This is a genomic window from Dyadobacter frigoris (assembly GCF_005280585.1).
GTDB classification, from domain to species: Bacteria; Bacteroidota; Bacteroidia; order Cytophagales; family Spirosomataceae; genus Dyadobacter; species Dyadobacter frigoris.
Genome location: NZ_SZVO01000010.1, coordinates 203,910 through 229,919 on the forward strand (window position 1 = coordinate 203,910; position 26,010 = coordinate 229,919).

Annotated in this window: 26 protein-coding genes; 9 read left to right on the forward strand and 17 right to left on the reverse strand. The window is 39.2% G+C overall.

What is annotated here, in order from left to right:
- Positions 1-38: 38 nt before the first annotated feature.
- From FDK13_RS21365 to FDK13_RS21405, 9 genes are all read right to left on the reverse strand, one after another.
- Positions 39-1,544 carry a hypothetical protein gene (locus tag FDK13_RS21365; protein WP_137342053.1) on the reverse strand — a complete coding sequence of 502 codons (1,506 nt, stop codon included), beginning with the start codon at positions 1,542-1,544 and terminating at the stop codon, positions 39-41.
- Between the two features lie 172 nt (positions 1,545-1,716).
- A complete protein-coding gene (locus FDK13_RS21370; RefSeq protein ID WP_137342054.1) occupies positions 1,717-2,298 on the reverse strand; it encodes a DUF4136 domain-containing protein in 582 nt (193 codons plus the stop codon).
- A gap of 106 nt (positions 2,299-2,404) precedes the next feature.
- Positions 2,405-3,919: a Do family serine endopeptidase gene (locus FDK13_RS21375; RefSeq protein WP_137342055.1), complete on the reverse strand. Its 1,515-nt coding sequence runs from the start codon at positions 3,917-3,919 to the stop codon at positions 2,405-2,407.
- A 183-nt stretch (positions 3,920-4,102) separates the two neighbouring features.
- On the reverse strand, positions 4,103-4,531 hold the full coding sequence (locus FDK13_RS21380) for a hypothetical protein (protein WP_137342056.1): 429 nt from the start codon (positions 4,529-4,531) through the stop codon (positions 4,103-4,105).
- A 198-nt stretch (positions 4,532-4,729) separates the two neighbouring features.
- Complete coding sequence (locus FDK13_RS21385; RefSeq protein ID WP_137342057.1) at positions 4,730-5,125, reverse strand: hypothetical protein; 396 nt, start codon at positions 5,123-5,125, stop codon at positions 4,730-4,732.
- Between the two features lie 180 nt (positions 5,126-5,305).
- Positions 5,306-6,559 (reverse strand): sensor histidine kinase, encoded by a 1,254-nt coding sequence (locus tag FDK13_RS21390; protein ID WP_137342058.1) that lies wholly within the window; start codon positions 6,557-6,559, stop codon positions 5,306-5,308.
- Positions 6,556-7,233, reverse strand: a complete 678-nt coding sequence (locus FDK13_RS21395) for a response regulator transcription factor (protein WP_137342059.1) — start codon at positions 7,231-7,233, stop codon at positions 6,556-6,558. Before FDK13_RS21395 ends, FDK13_RS21390 begins: the two co-directional genes overlap by 4 nt.
- Before the next feature lie 63 nt (positions 7,234-7,296).
- Positions 7,297-8,142 carry a ThuA domain-containing protein gene (locus tag FDK13_RS21400; RefSeq protein WP_137342060.1) on the reverse strand — a complete coding sequence of 282 codons (846 nt, stop codon included), beginning with the start codon at positions 8,140-8,142 and terminating at the stop codon, positions 7,297-7,299.
- A 173-nt stretch (positions 8,143-8,315) separates the two neighbouring features.
- Entirely contained in the window at positions 8,316-9,221 is a 906-nt protein-coding gene (locus FDK13_RS21405) for a magnesium transporter CorA family protein (RefSeq protein ID WP_137342061.1), read from the reverse strand.
- A 207-nt stretch (positions 9,222-9,428) separates the two neighbouring features.
- Here FDK13_RS21405 and adhP point away from each other — a divergent pair, with 207 nt between their 5' ends.
- Both adhP and FDK13_RS21415 read left to right on the forward strand, forming a co-directional pair.
- Complete coding sequence (gene adhP, locus FDK13_RS21410) at positions 9,429-10,463, forward strand: alcohol dehydrogenase AdhP (RefSeq protein WP_137342062.1); 1,035 nt, start codon at positions 9,429-9,431, stop codon at positions 10,461-10,463.
- Positions 10,464-10,664: 201 nt separating this feature from the next.
- Positions 10,665-11,273 (forward strand): 2,3-bisphosphoglycerate-dependent phosphoglycerate mutase, encoded by a 609-nt coding sequence (locus FDK13_RS21415; protein WP_137342063.1) that lies wholly within the window; start codon positions 10,665-10,667, stop codon positions 11,271-11,273.
- A gap of 149 nt (positions 11,274-11,422) precedes the next feature.
- Here the strand turns inward: FDK13_RS21415 and FDK13_RS21420 are convergent, their stop codons facing one another.
- Positions 11,423-13,354, reverse strand: a complete 1,932-nt coding sequence (locus tag FDK13_RS21420; protein WP_137342064.1) for an AAA domain-containing protein — start codon at positions 13,352-13,354, stop codon at positions 11,423-11,425.
- A 186-nt stretch (positions 13,355-13,540) separates the two neighbouring features.
- On the opposite strand from FDK13_RS21420, the gene FDK13_RS21425 reads away from it, so the two are divergent.
- Positions 13,541-14,443 (forward strand): helix-turn-helix domain-containing protein, encoded by a 903-nt coding sequence (locus FDK13_RS21425; protein ID WP_374756109.1) that lies wholly within the window; start codon positions 13,541-13,543, stop codon positions 14,441-14,443.
- A gap of 256 nt (positions 14,444-14,699) precedes the next feature.
- Positions 14,700-15,548 (forward strand): oxidoreductase, encoded by an 849-nt coding sequence (locus FDK13_RS21430; RefSeq protein WP_137342065.1) that lies wholly within the window; start codon positions 14,700-14,702, stop codon positions 15,546-15,548.
- 159 nt (positions 15,549-15,707) lie between these two features.
- Here FDK13_RS21430 and FDK13_RS21435 read toward each other — a convergent pair whose 3' ends face one another.
- The gene (locus FDK13_RS21435) at positions 15,708-16,535 is read right to left on the reverse strand and encodes a sulfotransferase family protein (protein ID WP_137342066.1); all 828 of its coding nucleotides are present in this window, start codon (positions 16,533-16,535) and stop codon (positions 15,708-15,710) included.
- Positions 16,525-17,112 (reverse strand): adenylyl-sulfate kinase, encoded by a 588-nt coding sequence (gene cysC / locus FDK13_RS21440; RefSeq protein ID WP_137342067.1) that lies wholly within the window; start codon positions 17,110-17,112, stop codon positions 16,525-16,527. Before cysC ends, FDK13_RS21435 begins: the two co-directional genes overlap by 11 nt.
- 385 nt (positions 17,113-17,497) lie before the next feature.
- Between cysC and FDK13_RS21445 the strand changes: the two genes are divergently transcribed.
- Positions 17,498-18,856 carry an acetyl-CoA hydrolase/transferase family protein gene (locus tag FDK13_RS21445; RefSeq protein WP_510185854.1) on the forward strand — a complete coding sequence of 453 codons (1,359 nt, stop codon included), beginning with the start codon at positions 17,498-17,500 and terminating at the stop codon, positions 18,854-18,856.
- Between the two features lie 90 nt (positions 18,857-18,946).
- Here FDK13_RS21445 and FDK13_RS21450 read toward each other — a convergent pair whose 3' ends face one another.
- Together FDK13_RS21450 and FDK13_RS21455 are read right to left on the reverse strand one after the other, a co-directional pair.
- Complete coding sequence (locus FDK13_RS21450; RefSeq protein ID WP_137342069.1) at positions 18,947-19,471, reverse strand: DUF4199 domain-containing protein; 525 nt, start codon at positions 19,469-19,471, stop codon at positions 18,947-18,949.
- A 117-nt stretch (positions 19,472-19,588) separates the two neighbouring features.
- Positions 19,589-20,065 carry a response regulator transcription factor gene (locus FDK13_RS21455; RefSeq protein WP_137342070.1) on the reverse strand — a complete coding sequence of 159 codons (477 nt, stop codon included), beginning with the start codon at positions 20,063-20,065 and terminating at the stop codon, positions 19,589-19,591.
- 191 nt (positions 20,066-20,256) lie between these two features.
- Here FDK13_RS21455 and FDK13_RS21460 point away from each other — a divergent pair, with 191 nt between their 5' ends.
- Positions 20,257-21,444 (forward strand): esterase, encoded by a 1,188-nt coding sequence (locus FDK13_RS21460; RefSeq protein ID WP_137342071.1) that lies wholly within the window; start codon positions 20,257-20,259, stop codon positions 21,442-21,444.
- Position 21,445: 1 nt separating this feature from the next.
- On the opposite strand, the gene FDK13_RS21465 is transcribed toward FDK13_RS21460, so the two are convergent.
- The 3 genes from FDK13_RS21465 to FDK13_RS21475 all read right to left on the reverse strand — a co-directional run bounded on the left by FDK13_RS21465 (position 21,446) and on the right by FDK13_RS21475 (position 23,206).
- Positions 21,446-21,754: a DUF3817 domain-containing protein gene (locus tag FDK13_RS21465; protein ID WP_137342072.1), complete on the reverse strand. Its 309-nt coding sequence runs from the start codon at positions 21,752-21,754 to the stop codon at positions 21,446-21,448.
- 2 nt (positions 21,755-21,756) lie between these two features.
- Positions 21,757-22,221 (reverse strand): hypothetical protein, encoded by a 465-nt coding sequence (locus FDK13_RS21470; RefSeq protein ID WP_137342073.1) that lies wholly within the window; start codon positions 22,219-22,221, stop codon positions 21,757-21,759.
- 70 nt (positions 22,222-22,291) lie between these two features.
- Positions 22,292-23,206, reverse strand: a complete 915-nt coding sequence (locus FDK13_RS21475) for a helix-turn-helix domain-containing protein (RefSeq protein WP_137342074.1) — start codon at positions 23,204-23,206, stop codon at positions 22,292-22,294.
- 173 nt (positions 23,207-23,379) lie between these two features.
- On the opposite strand from FDK13_RS21475, the gene FDK13_RS21480 reads away from it, so the two are divergent.
- The 3 genes from FDK13_RS21480 to FDK13_RS21490 all read left to right on the forward strand — a co-directional run bounded on the left by FDK13_RS21480 (position 23,380) and on the right by FDK13_RS21490 (position 25,981).
- Positions 23,380-24,705, forward strand: a complete 1,326-nt coding sequence (locus FDK13_RS21480; RefSeq protein ID WP_137342075.1) for a cytochrome P450 — start codon at positions 23,380-23,382, stop codon at positions 24,703-24,705.
- A gap of 33 nt (positions 24,706-24,738) precedes the next feature.
- Positions 24,739-25,371 (forward strand): YiiX/YebB-like N1pC/P60 family cysteine hydrolase, encoded by a 633-nt coding sequence (locus FDK13_RS21485; protein ID WP_220417403.1) that lies wholly within the window; start codon positions 24,739-24,741, stop codon positions 25,369-25,371.
- 169 nt (positions 25,372-25,540) lie between these two features.
- The gene (locus FDK13_RS21490) at positions 25,541-25,981 is read left to right on the forward strand and encodes an SRPBCC family protein (protein WP_137342076.1); all 441 of its coding nucleotides are present in this window, start codon (positions 25,541-25,543) and stop codon (positions 25,979-25,981) included.
- Positions 25,982-26,010 lie beyond the last annotated feature (29 nt).

Sequence of the window (26,010 nt, forward strand, 5' to 3'; positions counted from 1 at the left end):
CTATTTTACTTTCAAACTATATAAAAACACATCAACTATTAACGACGTCCACCGCCACCACCTCTCATTCCACCACCGCCTCCGCCGCTACGGAAACCACCACCACTAAATCCGCCACCGCCTCTGCTGAAACCTCCGCCGTTGGATGGTCTGCTAAAACTGTTTCCGCCGTAACTTCTGTTGCCATTACTTTGGCTTGGTGCAATTGAACGGGATCCTTGTGAGTAAGTCCGGCCTTGGCTAAATCCACCGCCACGATTTGGAGAAGACAACCAATTTGAACGAGCACTACCCATATTTGGACTGTAATGTCTTCCGGCTGCTCCTATGAAACCGTTGCTGCGAGGGGAACTAAAACGTCCTCTTGACAAATAGTTGTTGCGGTAAAAATTACCATAAGTCCGGTACAAGTGAGGATAATATCTGTAAGCCCCACCGAAGAACCAGCTTGAAAATCCAAAACCAGGAAATCCGTATAATCCCATGCCGTAATACAAACCGCCACCGAAACCATAAGCGCCAGGATACCACATGGCTGAACCGTACCACGAAGGATAACCAAACCAGTATGGATAAGGATTGTTATAAACGTTAACAACTTTATCGCCGGTTGGTGCAGGATAGCTATATCCGTTGTTAGCCGATGCGTATTGTTGTTGGGCCTGATTATATTCTTGCTGAGCTTGGGGATCTTGTGACAAATCTTTTTGATAATCAGCAAGATCCTGTTTGTTTTGAGCTTCTTGTTTGTCATGAAGATCTGCCAAATCCTGACGTGTACCATCCGGGTCATTTCTGAACTCACGGCCTAAACGTGTTGTAAGATCACTATGATCATTCAAAATTGACAATACATCCGGCATTTCCTGCAAACTTCTGAAAGCATTTTGAGCATCTCTGTTCAACGGACTAACCATATCTTCAAAAGAATTTATGGCTTGTTGGTTCAGATTGTCAACAGTTACCAAATCACTGTGGTGATTATTATAAAGTTTCCATGCGGCTTCTTTTAAATCCGCCGAAGCATTGGGAACATTTGCTACCATTCCGTCAATCTGTTCATTGGATTGTCTGCGTGGCAAAGTTGCAAGCTGATGCATCAAATCAGGATAACGGGAAACCTCGTAAAACCAGTTTTGTTTTTTTTGAGGGTAATCCTGAATTGTAGACTGAAAAGCCTGCGTTGTATTGTCACGGATTTGCGCAAGTTTGGTTAAAATGTCAGGATACTGCGTTGCAATCAAAATATCATTTCTGACATCATCATTGTACTGAGCGACCATCGACTCAAGACTTTGTTGCGCCGGAGCCGACTGTCCGTTATTATATGATTGTTGCTGGTTACCATTTTGCTGCGGACTGGCATATTGTTGCTGGTTGCCGTATTGCTGATTGCCATAATTATTTTGATAATTTTGGCTGTAACCTGTAATCGATGTAGTTACTAAAATGGCAGCTGCAAAGACTGTTATTGATAAGCGAGGTTTAAAGGTATTAACCCCGTTTGTTACAATATCGGAATTACCTTTTCTAAGCGATTTCATGAGCTGATGTGTTAAATTTGAATAGTTTCTTAAACTTTAACATTTCAAAATTACGATGACATTCTGTTGAAATATTGTAGTTAGAGAACAAGATTGAAATAAAAATAATTTATTTTTTACTTATAAAACGGGCACCTTTCCGATGCCTGTTTTAATGATTTTATTCAGCAACTTATCCCTGACGAACCGGGAAATCTTTCATTAATTTTTTCACTCCTTTATTAATTCTTTTTTCCAAATGGTTCGGATTGGTCACATCCCCGGAAATTGCTTTTTGCCAGATAATATCTCCGGTTTTTGCATCAACAACATCCAGTATTAATGTTCCGTCGGTATTATTGCTGGAAGATGGATAGCCACCGTAACCGCCGTAACCATATCCTCCATAGTAAGGCATTCCATAACCGAATCTGCCAAAACCCATCATGGGATAGCCCATCATTGGATAACCGCCTCCGCCATAATAATTTCTGCGAACGCGCTGGGTGTAGGTATGAAATTGCAGTAATAAATCAGGATGCTGCGTTTCTCTTACTAATCCTTTTCCGTTTAACGCGGCATCAAATGCCTGCTGAATGCGCTGGCGGGAATAAGTACTGCTGTACATCGGATTCTGATTTTTTTTCATATCCGGTACAATCCAGTTGTAAGTGTGCGCTGCCACGCCACTCATTGTTTTTGGTTTCGAATTATTTGCAAAAACCATTGTGCTGAAAACACTTAGCACTCCCAATAGAATCAGGCTCTTTTTCATTTTTTTACGATGATTAAATTTTTAATAACTAAAAACTGGGTTTTTTATTAAAAAAAATAAACGTTGCATCTGTTTGGGCGGACACGAGGCCCGCCCCTACCAATCCTTACAAACCAATCGCATAATATTGTGTGTCCTGACTTCCAGGATATACTCCTTCAATCATTACCCCACCCTTTTTACCTTCTAATGCTTTCATAGCTTGCTGCACATTTCCAACATGTGTTTTATCTATTTTAGTAATAACGAAACCATCCTGCATATCCGTATTCTGACGGACTTTTCCTGCATTAATTTGGCTCACAATTACACCTTGTTCGACATCCCAGTTTCTTTTTTGCTGAGTCGTTAAATCTTGCAGTTCGATTCCCAGATTATCAAGTGTCTGAGCTGATTTTTCAGCAACCAGCGTCCCCGTATTACTTTTTAGTGTAACGGTCAACTCTTTGTCTATACCTTCACGATTAACATTCACTGTCACTTTATCACTTGGTTTATGTTGAGCAATAGACTCTTGTAACTGAGGGACACTTTCAATGAGATGTCCGTCAATTTTTGTGATCACATCACCGATTTTTATACCTGCTTCGCGGGCAGCACTTTGCTCTGCAAAACTTTCCACACGAACACCTTCATTCACTTTCAAATCGTAGGATTTTACTTTTGCACCATCTACTTCACTAATTCCTACCCCCAGATAACCACGTTGTACGGAACCGAATTTAGAGATATCTTCTACAACTTTATGGGCTATACTTGAAGGAACAGCGAATGAATAACCGGCAAATTGCCCTGTCTGGCTGGCAATTGCGGTATTAATTCCAATCAGATTCCCATTTAAATCAACCAGCGCTCCACCAGAATTTCCAGGGTTTACTGCCGCATCCGTCTGAATAAATGACTCAACCGGTGCTTTTGAATTTTCTCCTAAAATATTGATACTACGGCCTTTGGCACTTACTATACCTGCTGTAACGGTTGAAGTCAGGTTAAATGGATTACCAACGGCGAGAACCCACTGTCCTACTTTTACATTTTCCGAGCTACCGAAAGACAGAGCTGGTAGGTTTTTAGCTTCAATTTGGATCAAGGCAATATCCGTGTTTGGGTCAGAACCGATAACTTTTGCTTTAAAAACCCGCTTGTCTGCCAAAGTTACTTCCAAGGATTCTGCACCCTGGATCACGTGATTATTTGTTACAATATATCCGTCCGGATTAATAATTACGCCCGAACCGGAAGCCTGTGCTTTTTCACCTCTTTCCTGTCCTTGCGGACCATCCTGACCAAATGGACTCCGGCCTCCGAAAAAATCTTTCAGTTCATCAGGAACCTGCATCTGACTTACATTTCTTTCTGGTTTAAGTGTTGATTTTATGTGTACTACCGCCGCAGTAGCTTTTTGAGAGGCGAAGGAAAAATCGGCTGGGATCATGGGGACATTTGCACCGGTACTTTTTTCGTCCAAACGGGCCTTTACAACAGGCATATTGCTTTCTACCCAGTTTGAAATGGTATCCGGCTTACTAAAATGCTCGTACGCAGCAAATGAAGTCCCTCCTAAAAAGGCAAACGCCAAAGCAACAGGAGCTAGTTTTTTGATATTTTGTTTTTGAAACATGACTATAAAGGATGATTAAGTTGAATGATGGACTAACCGACGATAAAAAGTGCCTGAAATAAGACCAGCTGAAAACCTTATCAACCACTTTGATTCGTTTGTTAATTCAAAATTGCAACACGATCCTGTTGTAATCTTGTGGGAATTCTGAAGAGATTCTGAAGTTTCAAAATTTGTGTTGACTTAAAAATTAGCCACGATAAATGAAGAAGCTAAACTGGAAAATTCCGGAAATAGCAGGCGCTTAGCAGACCAATTATTATAAGCACACATGTTAGGAAGTTCTTTTTGAAATAGGCGATATTTTGCCATGAGGTATGGAAGGTGTGCGATCAGATCAGGCTCACTGGATTTTGAAGTAAGCCAATCCCTGACACAGCCAATTACCGCCATTACTTTAAATTCATGTGCCATAGGATCCTGGCCTGCTAAATCAGAGAGATATATTTTGGATGAATATCGCTTTCCTTCCAGTATAAGATAGCTTTTATTCTTCTGCTTACCTGCTCCATATTTTTGGCAGCCAATAAATAACCCAAGTTCAAGCGGCATATTAAGTCTGCCATCCTTATGAGAAACGTCATGAATACCAAATTGACATTCCCGAATCAAGTTTGTTATTTTTTGTAATCAATCTGGTTCACCCTCAAATTCCAATGCACATCTCGGAGTAAAATCACAGGCATGAATTGTGAAAATAATGGCATGGAAGATCTTCTTAAATTGTGTATCAAAAGGACAATTAATAAAGATACTTTCCTCAAAAACCGGTGCTTTAGATATTCTGTTTTGCGTAACTGGCACCGTGACTTATTTTGTCAATGATCTGTTTAAAATAGCCAAAACTGCTTTTTCAGCCATTTCAGCAGTTTCTTTGCTTATTGATGGATTTGGTGCAGCTCTAAATTTTCTTCTGACCACAACTCCTGCAAAAGGCCTTGTTCCATTACCAATTATTAATTCCCCGGAAATTTCGTTTCTTTTTATCCAATGCCCGGTATTAGAATTTCTCGTTTGAGAAACCGTAAATCCTTTATCAATCTTGACCGCTTTTTCCATAGGAGTAATCGTGTTATCTAATTTCCTTAAAACAGGTGTTACGTACTTAATACCCGGCACTTTCCTACTTCTTACAGAAATCGGTTTCGGAGAAGATGGTTGATAAAAAACGCCATCTTCATTTAATTCTTTTACGTCTTTACTCATAGCTTTCAAGCATTTATTTATAATAAGCCAAAAACTACAAAATAATTAATCAATATAAAAACACTAACGCTCCCCTAACTCTTATTTGATTAAAATATTCATAATCAGCATAAAACATAAAAAAAGGAAGGTCATAAACCTCCCCCTTTCTCTTTTTATTAGCCATGAAAAATCTTTATATTACCAACTTACGGTCAGTGTATGCCACTCGTTGTCTATATCATATTTTAAGTTTTGTCCATTCACCTCACAAATGGTTTTAACAAGTGCAAGTCCCAACCCCAACGAAGCAGATGCTGTGCTTTCTTTTCTAAAACGTTCAAACAGCCGCTCCGGGTTCAAATTCAAAATTTTTCCTGTGTTTTTTACCGAAAAAAATCTTTCACGTAAGGTAATAATAATCTTTCCGTTTTCAACGTTATGGCGGATTGCATTTGTCAATAAATTATTAACCAATATTTCTGCGAGCGCCGGATGTATAACCAAACCTACCGGTTCAAGGTCTGTTTGGATATTTATTTTGCGTTGAACTATCAAATCTTCAAGATCACGCAGCTTTCCATTAATAATAGGCACCAGATTGACAGGGTCCGTTCCTGCCAAAAACTGCCTGTTCTCAATCTTTGTCAGCAATAATAATGCCTGGTTCAAACGCCCCAGCCTATTAGCTGCTTCACTCACACTAGACAATGTAACAAGTTGTGATTCCGTTAAAGTTTCATCCTGAAACAATCCTTCAATTTTTGAAAGGATCACTGCCAGAGGTGTTTGTATTTCGTGCGATGCGTTTTCCGTAAATTCTTTGAGATTTTGATAAGCCGCAGCAATCCTTTCCGTAAGCTGCGTCACCGCATGATTAAGCTGATCAAATTCCAAAGTTTCTTCTTTCTTGAATTGCAATGTTTCATGTTGCTGAATCTGATAATGATCCAGCTTACCCAGCGTTTTATAAAATGGCTTCCACAACCTCTCTGAAAGCCAACTATTTAACAACAAAAGAGAAATCAATAACAATGCAACAATGAATGTAATCGTCATGACTACCGTTTCAAGCAACCGCTGTCTTTGCAAAAGCATTTTACTGATCGTGATCCGGTACCATTGCCCCAAGGCTCTTTCATAAAATACAAGTTGCCGGTAAGGCTGGTATTCATTTTCTGCAAGATTTAACATCGAAGTCTCCCGCATAAAAGGTCTTCCCGGATAAGCAACCGGCTGAAGCTGCAAACTGTCACCCAATTGTAAAATATAAACCGGCAAAGTATCCAGATGCCTCAGTTGCCAGCGTACTTTAACCTGACTTTGAAACAATTCCTTATTAGCTTCCCTATCAATCAGATACCTTACCGAAACATAGAAAAGTCCGGCCCCTAAAAAAAGAACGATCATCGAGGTTACCAGTTGGTAGCGAAGTATCCGCAGTAATAATCTCATTGCTCACTGAACTTATAACCTACCCCATAAATTGATCTTAGATAATCCGGACACCCTTTATCCATCAGTTTTTTCCTGAGATTTTTGATATGAGTGTATATAAAATCAAAGTTATCCATCAAATCAGCGTCATCACCCCACAAATGTTCGGCGATAGATTCCTTGGTTAAAACGCGGTTTTTATTCGCAATTAAATAAATCAAAAGATCATATTCCTTTCTAGTCAGAATTATTTCCTGACCATCCACAGACACAAAATGTTCCTGAGGCTCTACATTGATCTTACCAAAGCGGATTTGCTGATTTCCCTGAAAATTTCTCCTTCGGATCACAGCCTGCACTCTTGCGTTAAGCTCTGAAAGGTGAAATGGTTTCGTCAAATAATCATCAGAACCCAAATTGAGCCCTTCAATTCTGTCATCCAGTGAATTCTTGGCAGAAATAATAATGATACCTGTTTCCGGATTTTTTCGTTTCAATTCCTTAACCGCATTCAATCCATCACCGTCTGGAAGCATAATATCAACCAGCACACAATCATACTTGTATATATTTATTTTTTCAATCGCCGATTCGTAATCAGCGGCCCACTCGCAAATAAAATTTTCACGCTGAAAATAATTCTGAATACTTGTTGCCAGCGCCTTTTCGTCTTCAATGAGTAATAGTTTCATACCCTTATATTTTCTACAAATGAAACTATGAATTTTGTTGCAATTCTGTACTTCTGTGTAAAATTACTTTTTACCCGATCCCAACCACAACAGACCATCAATAATCAACTGATTCTGCGTTTTATTTGCGAAAGTATAAGACAAAGTTTTGTTGGTTTTATTTTCATAGTCAATGTCATTATGCCCCATATTTAAGTAAAGCATTTTAAAATTCTTGTTTGTCCAAACAACCGGATAGTAACCACTTTGCCATATTTCATGCTGTTTTGGCCCCGTTCCCAACGGGAAACTGGTGGAATCAATGGATAAAAGAATTTTAATATCCGGGTTTTTCCGAAGATCATGTTCCCAGCGATACCATTCATTAGGAGAAGATTTAAATATTTCCGGGAGGTTTTTCGTGGCCGGATGTTTTTTGTCTTCAACCCGTAAAACAGCAGAAGTCGGCCGCCAGGTATTACTTGCGTACTGACCTGATCCCAGAAACTTTTCATGATACCAATCCCAGTCCTGATTAAATGCCGAAGGTGTTAAGGCAAAAGCTGCAAAATGAAAACCTATCCAGGCTCCCCCATTTTCCATATATTTTTGAAATACTGCCCTTTGTTCAGGCTTTTCTGGCCGAGTATCTAAAAAAAGTACTACCTGATATTGTGAAAGAAATTCAGCATTCAGTTTAGTCCAATCAGTTGTAGAATCGTATGCGAAATTATACTGAGCGGCGACCTGAGGAAAAAACTTATTTGCCTCATGCACATAACTGATGTGTGCCTGATCATTTTTACCCGTATAAAAAGCGATTACTTTAAATTTGGGTTTTGTTTTCTGTGCAAAAACAGGAGAAATAATGAAGAAAAAAAGTATCAAGTATAGAATGACTTTTCTCCCTCCTTTTAAAAGAGATGACATATTTAAAGAATTAATGGTTTTAGGATCAGGATACATTTCCCGCTGAAAAATCAAATATGATTTAACTTTCCCGGATTTACAATTTTTGCAGTCCGCTTACCGCGATTGCCAGAAATCACAAAACAGAGATTTATTGAAGAATAATATTCGCCATTTAGAGAACGGCATTTACCTCAAAGCCATTCCCGTTTTTTAAACCAGTAATAAATGCAACCAGTCACACCACCCATCAAAAGCAGAACTCCGGGATAACCGAACTTCATTTTTAACTCCGGCATAAATTCGAAATTCATTCCATAAATACCCACAATAAAAGTAAGAGGCATAAAAAAGACAGAAAAAATAGTCAGTACCCGAATAATTTCATTGGTGCGCTGGGAAGAAAGTGAAAAATAAATCGTCAATAAATGATTGGTATTTTCAAAAAGCGTATCGTAAATATTATGCAGTTTTACATAAAGATCACGTGTATCGCGGGTGTACGTATTACCCGGCTGATTATCGATCTTATCTACAATTTCATAAGTCAAAATAAGGATGCGGCGCGTCACGTCCACTTTTCTTTTTAAATAATATAACCCTTCCAATAGCGACCGCTTTCTGTTTTTCAAAAACATGTTGGTTTCAAAAAATTCTATTTCCCTATTCAAATGTGCGGCATGGCTGTCGTAAGTTGCCAGGCCGGTTTTTATTATTTCATTGAGAATATGATGAGCCGATTTACAATAGTCAGATTTTATATATTCGTCTTTGATCTTTTCAGACTCCGGCCACGGCTTTTTATGAATCGTAATCACACGCTCTTCTTTCATAAAAATGGCAATTTTATCCGTCAGTTCTCTTACAGTATCCGCCTGGTTTGCCACCTCACTGGTATGCAATCGTAAAATAATAAATATATCACCCTCAGTTCCCACAATTTCATACTTGGGAAGATGATCCGGCTGAAGACAGTCATTTACCGAAGATTCATGCAAATTGTATTTCCTGGCAATTTCGTGCAATTCGTCCGCAGTAGGATCGGTAACATCCAGCCACTCGAATGGATGTTCTGACTTATCCGCAAATGTTTTAATCATAAACTAATTCAATTTCAAAATTTAAAAGCAGTTTTCAGGAAGAATTCCATTCCCTCCCATTACTTACAACTTTTATTCCAGCACAGAATAAAATACAAAAACACCTGGTTCAATGTCATAATTACAAATGACAATAATCATAAAAATGAGGCCTTGGTAAGTCGAACTTTACAATTCGATATTAAAAAATCCTTAAATCAATCCGTTATGTTACCAAAGAAAATGAAAGCCGCCGTTGTCCGTGAATTTGGGAAACCGCTTCAAATTGAAGAAATGCCGGTCAAGGAACCGGGAAGAAATCAGATTTTGGTCAAAGTAATTGCCAGCGGTGTTTGTCATACGGATTTGCACGCTACCGAGGGCGACTGGCCAGTAAAACCAAAGATGCCGCTTATTCCCGGACACGAAGGAATTGGTTATGTAGTAGCACTTGGTCCGGATGTCAACCAGGTTAAGGAAGGAGATATTGTGGGTGTGCCCTGGCTTTACAGTGCCTGCGGATGTTGTGAATTTTGTATAACGGGTTGGGAAACTTTATGCGAAACCCAAGAAAATGGTGGATATAGCGTGGATGGCAGTTATGCAGAGTATGTTATTGCTGATGCAAGATACGTGGCTCATTTGCCTTCCCATACAAATATGATTGAAATGGCGCCAATTCTTTGTGCCGGCGTTACGGTTTACAAAGGTTTAAAAGAAACGGAAACAAAAGCCGGCGAATGGGTCGCCATTTCTGGTATTGGAGGATTAGGACATTTAGCAGTTCAATATGCCAAAGCCATGGGTATGCATGTGGCCGCGATCGATATTAGCAAAGACAAACTGGATCTTGCAAAAAAATTGGGTGCTGATTTAACAGTAAACGCTCTGGAACAGGATCCCGGCGAATTTCTAAAAAAAGAAACAGGTGGCATGCACGGCGTATTGGTTACTGCCGTCTCGCCTATTGCGTTCAAACAGGGAATTTCAGCACTGAGAAGAAAAGGAACAATCGCCTTAAACGGATTACCCCCGGGAAGTTTTGATTTGCCGATTTTCGAAACCGTTTTAAACCGATACACAGTAAGAGGTTCTATCGTCGGTACGCGAAAAGATCTTCAGGAAGCTGTTGAGTTTGCCCTCGATGGTAAAGTAAAAGCAACTGTGCATACTGCTAAACTGGAAGACATTAATTCTGTTTTTGACAAAATGAAAGCGGGTAAAATTGATGGAAGAGTGGTAATGACCATTGCGAATGCATAAATCATCAGTTCGCCTGATATCTTTTGGCGAACTGATTTTCGTTTTTTGACATTTTCAAGTCAAAACAATAAGCACACCGAAAAATAAGAACACCGGAAGCCGGGCTTTTGCGTTACATTTACAAGAGAGCGTTTCCATTATTACTAAAAGGTTTTAATGTGAGGACTTTATAGATGATTTCTGCAACCCTAATTATAATTTATGCCAAATTTAATAATCGTAAGACATGGTCAATCCGAATGGAATTTACAGAACAAATTTACCGGCAGTACCGACATTGAGCTAACTTCTACCGGCGAAATGGAAGCAAGAAATGCTGGCAGATTAATAAAAAAATATCCTCTGGATGAAGCCTACACTTCGGTATTGGTCAGAGCCATTCATACACTTACTATTATTCTTCAGGAGATCAACAAAACTTCAATTCCAGTAACCAAAACGGCTGCTTTTAATGAAAGAAGTTATGGCGATTTGCAGGGACTGGACAAACTTGAAATGACCAAAAAATACGGTTCTGCTCAGGTGCAGACCTGGAGAAGAAGCTATGATGTAGTGCCTCCAAACGGAGAAAGTCTGAAAAATACTTACGACCGGGTTGTGCCTTATTACATCAAAGAAATTGAGCCAAAATTGAGAGCAAACAAAAACATCATCATTGTGGCTCACGGAAATAGTTTGCGGGCACTGATGATGTATCTCGAAAAAATAAGCGAAACTAAAATTTCGGATGTTAACATTGCTACGGGCGTTCCGAGATTATATGAATTTGATTCGGGCTTAGGACTTTCGCAGGTTTCCTATATCCATTAATCTACATTGCGTAAAATTGTGGCATAATAATATTACAGCAGCAATTGTGATTGGCGGTATGGCAGGCACATTGGCGACTTATCTTTTGGTGTTGTGGGAGAGATAAATTGAGAGCGAAACTACCTACGGTGAGAGAGAATATTTCTCTTTCATAAATCAGCAAATTCCCAGGCACTCTGATAAGCATCCAACTTTTCAGCGTAGGTAATAAAATCCGAATAAAAAGGTAATTGAGATAATGTTGCGCTATCACCGATCACGACCAGCTTTTTTCTGGCACGGGTCATAGCTACATTCATTCTTCGAATATCTGATAAAAATCCAATTTCTCCTTCGGCATTACTTCTTGTCATGCTGATATATACAACGTCACGCTCCTGCCCCTGGAAACTATCAATAGTGTTGACTGAAATTTTATCACCATAAATCTGAAGAGCCGGGCTATGAAGCAACTGCTCCTTCAAAATATAAATTTGCTGTTTATATGGAGAAATTACCGCAATACCCGGAAAGTTTTCGATTGTATATAACGACTTTCCATCCGCACCTGTTTTGGCTGCAAGTTCGGCAACCAACTGACCAAGATGCTTGAATAGAAAGGCTGCTTCTTCCGGATTTGTTGAACTTGTTCCTTCCGGTTTTTCATCAAAACCACAGCCCGCGGTATCAATAAAAGCGAGCGGAGCGGCTTCCGGAAATAATACATGATGAGCAACTGAGATATTCGCTTTCAGTTTATCCTCATAAAATACTCTTGAAGAATATCCCATAATCTGCTCATTCATACGGTATTGCTCTTCCAAAAGCGTCACTGATTCAGGGTGCTGAGCTACGCATTTTTCCAGTAAGGTAGTCGCCAGACCTTTTTTCGCCGCTTCATTTGATTTAATGGTTGGCGAAAGCTGACAATGATCACCAGCCAAAATTACTTTCCGGGCTTTTAAAATCGGCACCCAGCATGCAGGTTCCAATGCTTGTCCCGCTTCATCAATGACAACGGTGTTATATTTCAAATTACGAACGGTGTAATGATTTGAACCAACAAGCGTCGCCGTGATCACCTGGGCTTTTGCTACCAAATCATCAATAATATATTGCTCGGATTTTCCGACATCTTTCATTATTCTGTGTGCTTCATCAAAAAGTGCTTTGCGCTGATCCCGTTCCGCTTTTCCAAAACTCCGCTTGTACTTATGAGCCATGTTTTTATACTCATTTGCCTGCTTTTTGAGCGTTTTCATATCTTTCATTCCCGGATGGGCAGACATTTTACTATCCAGCGTCAAGGACATAAGTCGCTCCGAAACTCGGGCCGGATTTCCGACACGAAGTACATTTAAACCCTGATCAGAAAGTTTTTCACTCAATAAATCCACAGCAGTATTACTTGGCGCAACAACCAGAATTTGCTTTTTATCCTGTTTGATTAAAGCCTTAATCGCTTCAACCAACGTCGTAGTTTTACCCGTTCCGGGAGGACCATGCACAACAGCAAGTTCATTGGCTGCCAAAATTTTATTAACCGCAGATTGCTGGGAAGAATTTAATTTTGGAAAAACATAAGGTGGAATTTCCTTTTTGAAAGTTGGCTCTTTTTCTCCGGTGAGGATTTTCACCAAACGCCCTTCATCCGTTTTTTCGTCAACAGCAGATGCAGTTTTAAGCGCATTTTGCATTTCATCATAACTGTTGTCATCAAAAAGTAAATCAATGCCCAGTTTTCCGTCGCGGGACCAATCAGGTAATTCATCCGTGCGCAGTGTGATTTTCAGCCGGTTACCGCTTTGATGCGTTATCGTTCCCTCAACTCTGTCCTTTTTTGGTTCATGATTGGAAAACAAAACCGCTGGCATTCCGAATCTCAGCTGATGTGAAATATCCTGATGCGTTGTCCGCTCCACCTCAACGGTAACATAGTCTCCCCGGCTCATTTCCTGTCCGCGAATTGCAATCGGATACCAGGCAAGTCCGTTTGTCCTTCGTTCAGAAACGGAAGTTGATTCAGTAAGTTTAAGATAAGATTGACGGTCTTCCTCTCTTTCTATTTTTAATAAATCAAGCAGCTTTTTAAAATATTCCATGCTGCAAAGGTAAACAATAGCAAAAGTAATGCGAGTAATTTAGGTTGATATGATAAATAATGTTTGAATTTCGCAATCTTCTGTTTGTTTTCAGCAATTTATTAATCCTGTTTGCTATTACTTTTGTATTGATGAAATGACTTAAAATATCAATCTAAATTTTGTCAGATAATTCTAAATCCGGCCATGATAACAAGCACTGAATCCATCGAAGAATTTTACAAAGGAAAATTCAATTATTTGCCTGAAAATCTGCAACAGGAATTGGGGCATTTCAATGTTTTCCGACTGGAAGACTGTATCGGCCACCCGGTAAGATACAGTCGAAGGGATTTTTATAAAATCAGTTTGATCAGAGGTAAAAACATATACCATTACGCCGACAAAAGTGTTGAAGTTGAAGGTAGCACACTGATATTTTTCAATCCACAAATTCCTTATACGATACTGACTGAAAACTCTCACGAAGATCTGACAGGTCATTTCTGTATTTTCAAGGAATTCTTTTTTACAGAAAAGATGAGAGGCGGGATTGGTGACCTTCCCATGTTTACTCCCGGAAACAAGCCATCCTATTCGCTGACGCCGGAGCAGGATGTACATGTAACGCAGATCTTTCAGAAAATGAGAGAAGAACTCGATTCGGATTACCGATTCAAATATGATTTGATCCGCAACTATGTAACGGAACTGATTCATTATGCGCTAAAAATGGAGCCGACTGAAATGTTATATCAGCACGCTGATGCCAACACGCGAATTACCTCTATTTTCGCTGAATTACTGGAGAGACAGTTTCCGATCGAATCGCCGTCACAGCGCTTTACAATGCGTTCGGCTCAGGATTATGCCGAAAAACTTTCGGTTCATGTCAACCATTTGAACAGAGCATTAAAAGCAACGACCGGAAAAACCACTTCCCACCATATTGCAGAAAGAATTACCAACGAAGCAAAAGCGCTACTTAAACATTCGAACTGGAATATTTCAGAGATCAGCTATTGCCTGGGCTTCGAAGAAGCTGCGCATTTCAATAATTTTTTCAAAAAGCAGACAGAAATTACCCCAACTGCTTTTCGTTCGATTTAAATACGAGAAAATCATATATCAAATTGCCAGTCTGAAATATCGGGCTGGCAATTTTTAGTTGGAATTAGTAATAAAGAGAAACGCTGACTACACAATAAATCTGAAATTGCATTTACAAACAATTTCAGATTTCCTGGTTCAAACATTCAAGCAAAAACCAATTGTTTGAATTTCGTAATCATTGGTTTGCCATCCGCAATGTCTCGCTTGAAACCCCACATTACCTTTGTTTCATCAAATTAAAACATCGAAACAAATGGAAAATCAAAAAGTATGGTTCGTAACAGGTGCTTCAAAAGGCCTTGGACTTTCACTCGTAAAACAATTATTATCAGCCGGATACAACGTAGCAGCAACATCCAGAACTGTTGATTCACTTAGCAAAGCCGTTGGGACAGAAGAATCTGAAAACTTTCTTCCTCTCGAAGTCAGCATTACAACCGAGCAAAGTGTGAAAGATGCAGTATCAAAAACAATAGAAAAATTTGGAACAATTGACGTTCTGGTAAATAATGCCGGTTACGGTTTATTTGGTGCTGTGGAAGAATTAAGCGACGAAGAAACCCGCCGGAATTTCGACATTAATGTCTTTGGCTCACTGAATGTGATTCGCCAGATACTGCCGTATATGCGAGCGAAAGGTTCTGGTAAAATCTTTAATATCTCTTCAATTGGAGGATTCACAGCTGATTTCCCGGGCGTTGGAATCTATTGTTCAACCAAATTTGCAGTCGCTGGTTTCACAGAAGCGCTTGCTTCGGAAGTGAAAGAATTAGGAATCTCTGCCACAGTTGTTTATCCAGGTTATTTTCGCACAGACTTTTTATCAAGTGAGTCCATGGTTGCTCCTAAAAATGCAATCGAGGATTATGCCGGAGCACGTGCATCTGTACAAGCGCATGAAAATGAAATCGCAGGAAATCAGCCTGGAGATCCTCAAAAAGCAGTTGCTGTTTTGATAAAGATTGCTTCGGAAGAGAATACGCCCGTACACCTTTTCCTTGGCAAGGATTCGTATGAAATGGCTCAGGGAAAAATCCAAACAATGACTAAAAATCTTGAAGAATATAAAGCCATTACGGTTTCGACAGATTTTGATTCCTGAGAAAAAAAACACTATCGATATAGATGGAAAAGAAAGAATTTCATATGGGGATGTGGGTTATAAAACGTTCTGATTTCAAAGACGGCATTCTTTATCATGCCCGAATAATATTATACAAAGAACAATAGCCGTACTTATTTTGCAGAAAAAAACCACCTCTCAAAAGGTGGTTTTTTTCTGCAAAATCGTCTCAATTTTTTCAGCTTCCTCCATCAGCGCTTTATCTATAAACCGGCTTGTATTAATTTCTTTACTTATCAGTTTCGGTTTGTAAATCTCTTTGAATCCGACGTAATCCAGGTTAAAATTCCAATGCTTGGTTAACTTTTTAAAAACGTCCTTATCAGAATCTAACAACGCACCAAAGTTTACTACTGTATAGTTTTCCTTTGACAGACGTGACATTGATTTCAATATCTCTTTGTTATACAAAATCCAGATTTTCAAAAAGTTAGTGGCCCGTTCTTTGCACAATTCCTGGATTCTTCTTTGCACTTCCAGCTTCTTGCGGTAGCCTTTAAACAATCCTTTTATAACGATATCATCCGACGGATAGATAACTTTATACGTTCTGCTGATTAATGAACTTACAGTAGATTTCCAATCCCGGAAAACGACCAGATAATACGCTTCCGGTAATAAATCTTCGTAATCTCTGAGAAAAAGACAGGTCCTTGGATCCTTCCATCCCCATTCTTTTGACGAACTGTTTTTCTTTGAAATAATACTTTGTAAAAACTCCCTTTCTTCCAGCACTAACCCCGGAACCGGCGTTTCGGTAAAACCTGAATCTTCTATATTTTTATTTCTCAAAATCTGCTTCTGCGCCTCATAAAAGTCTATATCTTCATAATGCCCATCGTCATTGCCTATTCCCGCACCCAAAAGATTTTCACCAACATTTAAGCCACAACGATATAACCACTGCGTTGTCAATGACGTACCAGACCGGTGCATTCCGGCAATAATCAGTGTTTTATTTTGCATAAGTCAGGGTTTTGAGAAAAGAATCATTGAATTTCCGGGTTTGGGGATTTTTGGAATTGATATGTTTCAGAATCAAATCGCACAAATCTCTCGTACTTTCTTCGATTGTTTTCTCCGAAGTATTAATATAAAGATCGGGCTTATCGGGCTTTTCAAACATATCATTTATGCCGGTAAGATTCCTGATTTTCTGCGGATCATCATCAGCCAGAAGTGTTCTTTTGTACAAACCTTTGGTATCGCGCTGATACAAAACTTCAATAGGACAATCAATAAAAATGGTTTTAACATTAGGATATTCCCGGATCAATTCCGCTCTTGTTTCCTCATAAGGATTGATTACGCTCATGATGGCCACAATTCCCTGAGCCGAAAACCGGCTTGCAATGAAACCAAGTCTCCTGATATTTTCCTGCCTGTCGGCCTTCGAAAAACCCAGATCTTTACAAAGTTTACTCCGGTAAACGTCTCCGTCAATGATCTCAGCCCGTATCCCGTTTTCCAGAAGCTGGTTCTTCGTATTTTCTGCAAGGGTTGTCTTACCTGCTCCTGATAAACCGCAAAATTGAATGATCATAAGTCTGCTATTTTATTTCGGGGATGTGCTAACAAAATTTAAAAGTATTCCCAAAGGCGTTTTATACTAATGAGCTATACAAAAATCGTGCAACCCAAAATTTACAATTTCATAATAACCTCTTCTTATTAATACTCTTAAAAATACCAGGTTGTTGCATTAATTTTCCATTAAGAAAGCGAAAAGTAACCATTATTAACTTAAAAACAGGAATGTAATTGTTAGTAATATACAACATAAATTTTTCAGTTACTTAACCATTAGCCTGGGGATAAACTGATTATGGTCATATTCCCGGCATACTTCTATCATTTCGGTACGGATGCAAATGGATGAATTTTACATCACAAAACGGATTTCAAAATCATGATTCGATTTTGAAAAAATGGAAAAACGACATAAAAAAACACAAGTTATGAAAACGCCAACATACGTTTCAGCTGATGAAGCGGTCAAACATATCAAATCAGGAAACCGGGTTTTTATTCACGGAAGTGCCGCTACTCCGGTGCATCTTGTAGAGGCGCTGCAACACCGCCACTGGGAGTTGAAAAACGTCGAATTTATCAGCATTACAACTTTGGGAGATATTGATTTCAACAATCCTGTTCACCATAGTAGCTTCTTCTATAATTCCCTTTTTGTTTCGGCCAATACGCGTGCTGTGGTCAATAGTGATTATGGAGACTATGTTCCGATTTTTTTAAGCCAGATACCACAGCTTATCAAAAATGGAAAACTGCCGGTTGACGTGGCCCTGATTCAAGTTTCCCCGCCTGACGCACATGGCTTTTGCTCACTTGGAACTTCGGTCGATATTGCCCGAGCAGTTGTGGATACGGCCAAATATATCATTGCCCAGGTAAATCCGAATATGCCGAGAACGCACGGCGATGGATTTGTTCACATCAGTAAAATAAATGACCTGGTTTGGCATGAATCCTGGTTACCGGAAGTAGATTATTCACTCAACGTTAAAAATGCCACCGTCCAGATCGGAAAAAATATTGCTTCTCTAATCGAGGATGGTGCCACTTTGCAGGTTGGCATTGGTGCGATTCCTGACCAGGTTTTGAAAAATCTGAACCACCTCAAAAATCTGGGACTGCACACCGAAATGTTGTCTGATGGGGTAATTCCTTTGATTGAAAGCGGAATCATCGATAACAGTCTTAAAAAGCTGAACCGCGGAAAATCGGTGACGTCCTTTATGTTAGGCACAAAAAAATTGTATGATTTTGTAAATGATAATCCTGCCATCCGCGTAATGGATATTGGCTATGTAAATGACACAAGCATTATCCGTCAAAATCAAAAAGTCACAGCCATTAATTCAGCATTGGAACTGGATTTAACAGGACAGGTTTGCGCAGATTCACTAGGAACATATCAATATTCCGGTATTGGCGGACAAATGGATTTCATTCACGGCGCATCACTTTCGGAAGGTGGAAAACCGATTATTGCATTACCGTCCATAACATCATCAGGGGCTTCCAGAATTGTCCCTTTTCTAAAAGAAGGTGCAGGCGTTGTAACGACCCGGGGCCACATTCACTGGGTTGTAACAGAATTCGGGATTGTAGATTTATTTGGGAAAAGTCTGAAACAAAGAGCGAGAGCACTGATCAGCATCGCACATCCAAGCCATCGGGAATCTTTGGAACAGGCATTTTGCGAGCGTTTCGGAAGTTACAATCGTCCTGCCATGACCGGAATTTCTGAAAGGGTTTTTCACGGGTAGTTTTTTAACCGCAATGGGCGCAATAGAATTACGCAATGGATGCAATAGAATTTTGTCCATTGCGTAATTGGCTTCTTGATAGAAATAATTTTATTTGCTTACAGTTTTTCTTTTCAAAATCAGCGCGCAGATTAATGAAACAATTAACCCTACCGGGAGAATTTCGGTATAGGTTAATAAAATTACAAATAATGGATTTTTATACATTTCCTTATAACCGTTCATTTCAGCCACTGTTTTATTTATTTCGGTTAACGTACTACCCTCCTCTCTTACTTTTTTGATCATGGCCGCCGAATATTTATCCATAAAATCCGGAACAAATAAATAATAATCGACCAGCCAGACAAGGACATAAATCGTTGAAGCGATCAACGAAATGTACAACCCGATTTTAAAAGCTTTTCCAAAAGTTACAGTACCGCCATTGAATTTATCCCTGAAATTTTTCACCGCAACATAAATCAGAGAAAAAGCAAGGATCATAGATACATAACCTACAACCATGCTGCCTTCGAAGTCTCCGCTTGTATAACAAAGGCTCGTTGAGGTTACCGTCATGATCGAAACAATGGCCCCTGCAATTAATCCGCAAACAATAATATTCCGTTTCATTTATTCAAATATTTTGAGATGTGACATGCTGCAAAGGTGATAATCTTTGTATTTTTTCAATTCATACTTTTGAGTGATTTTGCCCGATAAACGACATTTTCACACGAAAGTATGATTTCATTTTTCAATGATATTCAGCCTCTTGGCTTTATCCGTAGCCTGAGTCCGGCTCTTTACTTCCATTTTCCCAAATAGATTTGAAGAATGCGTTTTGATTGTATTCAGGGAAACAAATAAATGATCAGCAATTTCCTGATTACTAAAACCTGCTGAAATTAGTTGTAAAACTTCCAGTTCACGTTTGCTGATCCCAAGTTTTTCTATCTCCTTCTCATTTGAAAAAAAAGTATTTTCTGATTGGGTAAAAACTTCCTTTTCAACAACGATTGTTTTGGGGCTGGTTAATTTGAGTGCCAGCCATATTCCCAAACTTGTGAACAGAATTGCAATAGCAGCGATATAAATTTCAAGAGCGTAATTAATAATGACAAAGCGAATTTCCAGCCATTTTAACAAAAACAGTAGTATCGCCAAGGAAAAACCATAGCTTATCACATGCTTATGTTTTGAAAAGAAATTCACCGCTCCCGTCATTTTGTTTTTAATTTTATTCTACCAAAAAAAAATATTTTGACGCTGGTAAGTCATTGAGCCGTTAAATAATAATTCAAAATGATGAAAAGTAAAACTTGTTATGATTTTGTGAGTATTGTGTCTCTTCCACCTACTTTTTCCTATATACGACAAATCTATTTCTTTCAATTAGCAGTCAACATAGATATAAAATGAGCATACTAAAAACCGTTTCCATTTTTACTTATACAATTTTTTCGATCACAACGCTTTCATTGGCACAGCAGGCAAATGTAAACCTGGATTGGAATCCGCAGAAAAATACGCAAAATCTTGTTCCTTATGGTGGTAATGTTGTATCTCCGGATGTTCGGGATGATCATACAATTACTTTTCGTCTAAAAGCACCAGATGCCCACGAAGTAATGTTAACCGGCGGACCGATATTGCTCGCACTTGGCGTAAAAGATCCTGTTCCTTTCAAAAAAGGCGATAACGGGATTTGGTCGATAACGGTGGGCCCGGTAAAACCGAATATTTATGTCTACCGTTTTCTGCTTGACGGCGTTGCCATTGTTGATCCAAATAATACGATAACCGGTGCCTCGAATCAGCCGGGATACAGCAGCGTAGTAGTTCATGGAAATGGCCCAGCTTTCTATGATGCCAAAAATGTTGCCCATGGAAGTGTAACCAGAAATATTTATCATTCGAATGTACTGGACGGAGAACGGGAAATCTTTGTTTACACGCCGCCAGGATATGATCCGAAGAAAAAATATCCGGTTTTATATTTACTGGGCGGCAGTGGTGAGCTAGCTTCGGGCTGGATGCTGGATGGACGTGCCAACTTTATTGCCGATAATCTTCTGGCAGAAGGCAAAATAGCTCCGATGATTATTGCCATGCCAAACAATCAGGTTTTACACCGAAACGATCCCAATCACATAGAAAAAACTTATGTACTTTTTGAGAAAGAACTCAGGTCACAAATCGTGCCTTTTGTAGATAAAAATTACAGCACCATTCAGGATAGAAAAAGCAGAGCTATTTCCGGACTTTCCATGGGCGGGCGTCATACGCAAGTTGTTGGTATGAATGACCTGGATATTTTCAGTTCTTTCGGAATTTTAAGTGCCGGTGATCTGGAAACGGAAAAGATGAATGCTGCTTTTTTCAATGATCCAAAAGTGAAAGAAAAAGTTGATTATTTATTGATAGGACACGGGAGCGCAGAAGTTGATTTTGTAGGAAAACGATCAGCAGCAACGCATGAAGCTCTGGAAAAACACGGCATTAAACATGAATACTTCATCGGCGGCGACGGTGCGCACGACTGGGGAACCTGGCGGATGCTGCTGAACGATAAGTTGCTGCCGAATTTGTGGAAGAAGAAATAAATTATTTTTCCATCTTGCTCAAAATCGTATAATCAACATAAAATGTTCCGAAAGGAATAACACAGGCAAGCAAAACTTTCCAAGTTGTTTCCTGAAATTTCCAGTTGTATTCCACGCCAACACTGATCGTATTAATTACAAAAAACAGAAATAACATACCATGAATCGGGCCCATCGTTTTAACCAGTGACGGATCGTGATACGCATATTTTAACGGGACGGCTAATAGAACTAATACTAGTAAAGACAATCCTTCAAGCAAAGCCACCAACCTCAGCCTGCCGACTTTTGTTTTCAAAAACTTCATCATAATTAAAAAGATCGTAAATACGGCCGGTTGGCCAAAGGTGAAAAAGGCCATGGAATAGCCATGAAAATGATTAAAAGCGCAATCGCAAAATAAACGGTCATCGTCCTGAACTTATCTTCATCCGTTTCCTGACGTTTGGCTGCCGACGAACCAATGGTGATCAGAATGATGGAAATGGTCATCAACGTAATGTGGATCATCCCAAAAAACATAAAATCAAATTGTTTGATCGCCTCATGGTAATGTGACCGAAAATAAGCAATGAACGGACTGTTGAAATACAACAAGTATCCAATCGTGAGCTGGACATGAGAAATGGTCGCGATAATATGCCTGACGCTATCATCAGATTTTGAAAACGATAATTTCCCGCTCCGTCCGCGTATTCCTCTAAAAATCGCATAAAGCAAACTTAACAAAACAAGCCATCTGAATATTGAGTGAAAGAATAGTAAATAAGAATACATCGGAATAGAAATTTGATACCGCAAAGGTCAAATTAAACTTAAATGGAAGTTAGGACAGACACGAACATTTTTAGGATATTTCAATCATTTTGCGAAAATCTGACGGCGTCACACCTTCGTACTTTTTAAACAAACGGGTAAAATATGATTGATCCTCAAAACCAACTTCCTGAGCCACTTCACCGATCGGCAGATCAGATTGGCACAGTAAAACCTTGGCCTCTGCAATAATGGCTTCGTCAATCCATTTCGTTGGTGATTTTGAGGTGACTGCTTTGACGGTTTTGTTCAGATGATTTGGTGAAATATTAAGAAGAAATGCATAGTCAGAGACCAGATGTTTATTTTTGATATTGGAAAAGACGAGCTCCTTGAACTTGTTTGCAATTGAAACAGAAGAAGCTTTTCCGGTACTTGCTAAGGGCTGATACGCGTTTTTGACTTCGCAAAACATCGCCAAAAGGTAAGACTGAAAAATATCCTGATTGCTCAACCCATTCTGAACATATTCAAGAAGCAGCCTTTTCAAGATATGGTGAATAAATTCGGAAGTACCTGCATCAAAACTAACCATCGGATTGCCCCAAACTCTTAAAAATTCAAACTCTTTCAAGGGATCTGTTTTTCCGAATTTCCCAATCAGCATGTCATTGTGCATCCCACAGATATACCCTTTATTTACATCTCCGGTTTGGAAAGAAAACACTTGTCCGGCTGGAACAAAAAGCATTTCATCTTTTTTTATTTTATAAACTTCGCTACCAATTTTCATCTCGGCTTCTCCTTCCGTGAGATATAAAACGCTGTGAATTGTTGATCGGGAAGCAGGCACATGATGCGTGACCAGCTGATACATTTCTTCTATCCGTGTGATGAAAAACTTATGCTCTTCAACCCGGACAATGTCTTTTAACTTGTCGGAAGGCATAAATTTCTTTGTAAATGACTTCGCATCGTAAAGTTTTATTTTACCGAGACCTGACATAGTAAGCTGGTTAAAAGTATAGTGGTTCTTTTTTCATTTTCAATCATTATTTTGTGCGGACAATTTAGGAAGGAAAATTTTACTGATTTCCTTTTAGTTTATATTTACTTTTATTACCGGTTCGGAGTTGAAACTTTTCTCCTGGTAACCGACACATAAAACGCAGCTTTTACATGTCCGAAATTCCTTTATTTAAAATTGCAAAATTCGATATACAGGCGCCTTTCATTTTTGCAAAAGATCCACTTCTTGCATTGCGCACAGGATTCGATACTTGCGGAGATACTTTTCGAATCAAACTTTTCCGGGAATTTATAGTAAGCCGTGATCCTGCTTTTTTCAGGCATATTTTAGTATCCAATAATAAAAATTATAAAAAAGGAAGTTCTTCAAAAATGCTGAATCCTGTATTGGGAAACGGTTTGGTAACGAGTGAAGGAGAATTCTGGCTGCGTCAGCGCAGGTTGGTTCAACCCGCTTTTCACCGGGAAAGATTACAGGAATTGTTTGTGACAATGGGCCAGATCACCTCTGATTTCCTGGACGAAATGGAAGCTTTTAAGGGAAAAGGCGCCGTCGATATTGATGCCAAAATGATGGGAATAACGGCAGATATTGCTTTAAAAACCCTATTTGGTAATATTTCCAATGAAGACAAAATGCAGATCTTTCATCAGGTCAACCGAACGCAGCGTTATCTGGTGACTCGTGTCCGCCGTCCTTATCGAATTCCTTTGATGTATGTAAATGGAGAAAGAACACGATTTAAAACGGATCTGGCCTATTTCAATAAACTGGTTTTTGAATTCATTCATGAAAGACATGGTGTGAAAGAAAAGCCTAATGATTTGCTCCAACTGCTTCTGGATAGTATTGATGAAGAAACCGGGGCGCAAATGAATGATCAGCAAATCCGTGATGAAGCAATCACGATGTTTGCTGCCGGACATGAAACTTCTGCAACCGGCCTTAGCTGGTTACTTTTGGAACTGGCAAAACAACCTGAAATTGTTACAAAAATCCGTGAAGAAGCGAAAATATTCGATACTGTTCCGGGTTTTGAGCAATTAATGAAATTACCCTATACCCGACAAGTTGTGGAAGAAGGTCTCAGACTTTTCCCGCCTGCCTGGACCATGACACGCGAAGCATTGGAAGATGATGACGTTGAGGGACAGCTTATACCAAAAGGGACTTCGGTTTTTATGTCTGTTTATGAACTGCACCGGAATCCAAATATCTGGAAAAATCCTCTGGTTTTTAATCCGGAAAATTTCAGTGCTGAAAATGTTAAAAACAGGGCAAAATACAATTATCTGCCCTTTGGTGCCGGTCCCCGTTTATGTATCGGACAACAGTTTGCGATGATGGAGATGCAGCTCATTCTGGCATCGATTGTAAAACGGTTTGACTTTGAAATTGATCCAAAACATAAAGTTGGAATTCATCCCCAGATTGTATTAAAATCAACAAACGGAATCAAATTATTTATTAAATAACAACCTCATTATAAATATCTTATTAAACAAAACGTGAAAAAATTTCTCGCAATATCTTTCGTCTTATCTTTTTTATCAGAAATAACATTTGGACAAATACCGTCTGAAATCAAACTTAAAACAGGTGATTTCATATTTCAGGATCTTGACTGCGGGCCGCTTTGTGACGCCATTGAGCAGGTAACCACAAGTTTTGGAGGCCGTCATTTCTCACACATTGGTCTGGTTTATGTTCAAAAAGACAGCATTTTTATTATTGAGGCCATCGGAAAAGATGTACAGCTAACACCGCTAAAAATCTTCCTGAAACGAACACCAAATCCTATGCTTGTTGGGCGGGTAAAAAAACAATATGCATCAATAGCCAAAACGGCCGTAACATACGCACTTGAAGAAAAGGGCGTGCCTTACGATGACGAATTTATTTATAACAACAAAAAATATTACTGCTCCGAGCTGATCTATGACGCTTTCAAAAAAGCCAATGCCGGAAAGGATTTTTTCACACTTCAACCGATGACTTTCAAGCAGCCGGGAAGCGATCAATTCTTTCCTGTCTGGATACAATATTATGCAAAGCTCGGAATCCCTATTCCGGAATCCGAACCTGGAATTAATCCTGGCGGAATTTCTACGTCACCTTATATTGAGATATTGAATCCATAAGAAGGAGCGGTCGGCTGTCGGCAATCGGCTGTCAGTTAATGATAATTAGCGTATTATTTGGTTTAAGAAGATTTTAAAAAGTTACAAATAAGTTTCCAACCGGACAAAATGTGAACTCCTTCGGCGATTTTACGCAGCAAATAATCTTAAACCAAACACTTTACCAAATATGAAAATAGAAAAAGAAGAAACCGAACCTTTTGTCATTGAAAGAACATACAATGCCACGGTGGATAAAGTCTGGCAGGCAATTTCTGACAACGGAAAGATGAAACAATGGTATTTTGATATCGAAGATTTCAAGCCGGAAGTTGGTTTTAAATTTGTCTTTTATGGTGGCAGTGAAGGCAAATCTTTCAAACACCTATGCGTTGTTACGGACGTAATTGAAGATGAGAAACTGGCATACAGCTGGCGTTATGACGGGTATCCCGGAAACTCGATTGTGACTATCGAACTTTTTCCCGAAGATGACAAAACCAGATTGAAATTAACGCACGAAGGACTGGAGACTTTCCCGGCAATTGACGATTTCAAAAAGGAAAATTTTGCCATGGGCTGGACAGAAATCATTGGAAATATCCTGAAAGAGTTTGTTGAAAAACAGTGATATTATTAAAACTGCCCGTATCAATAAGC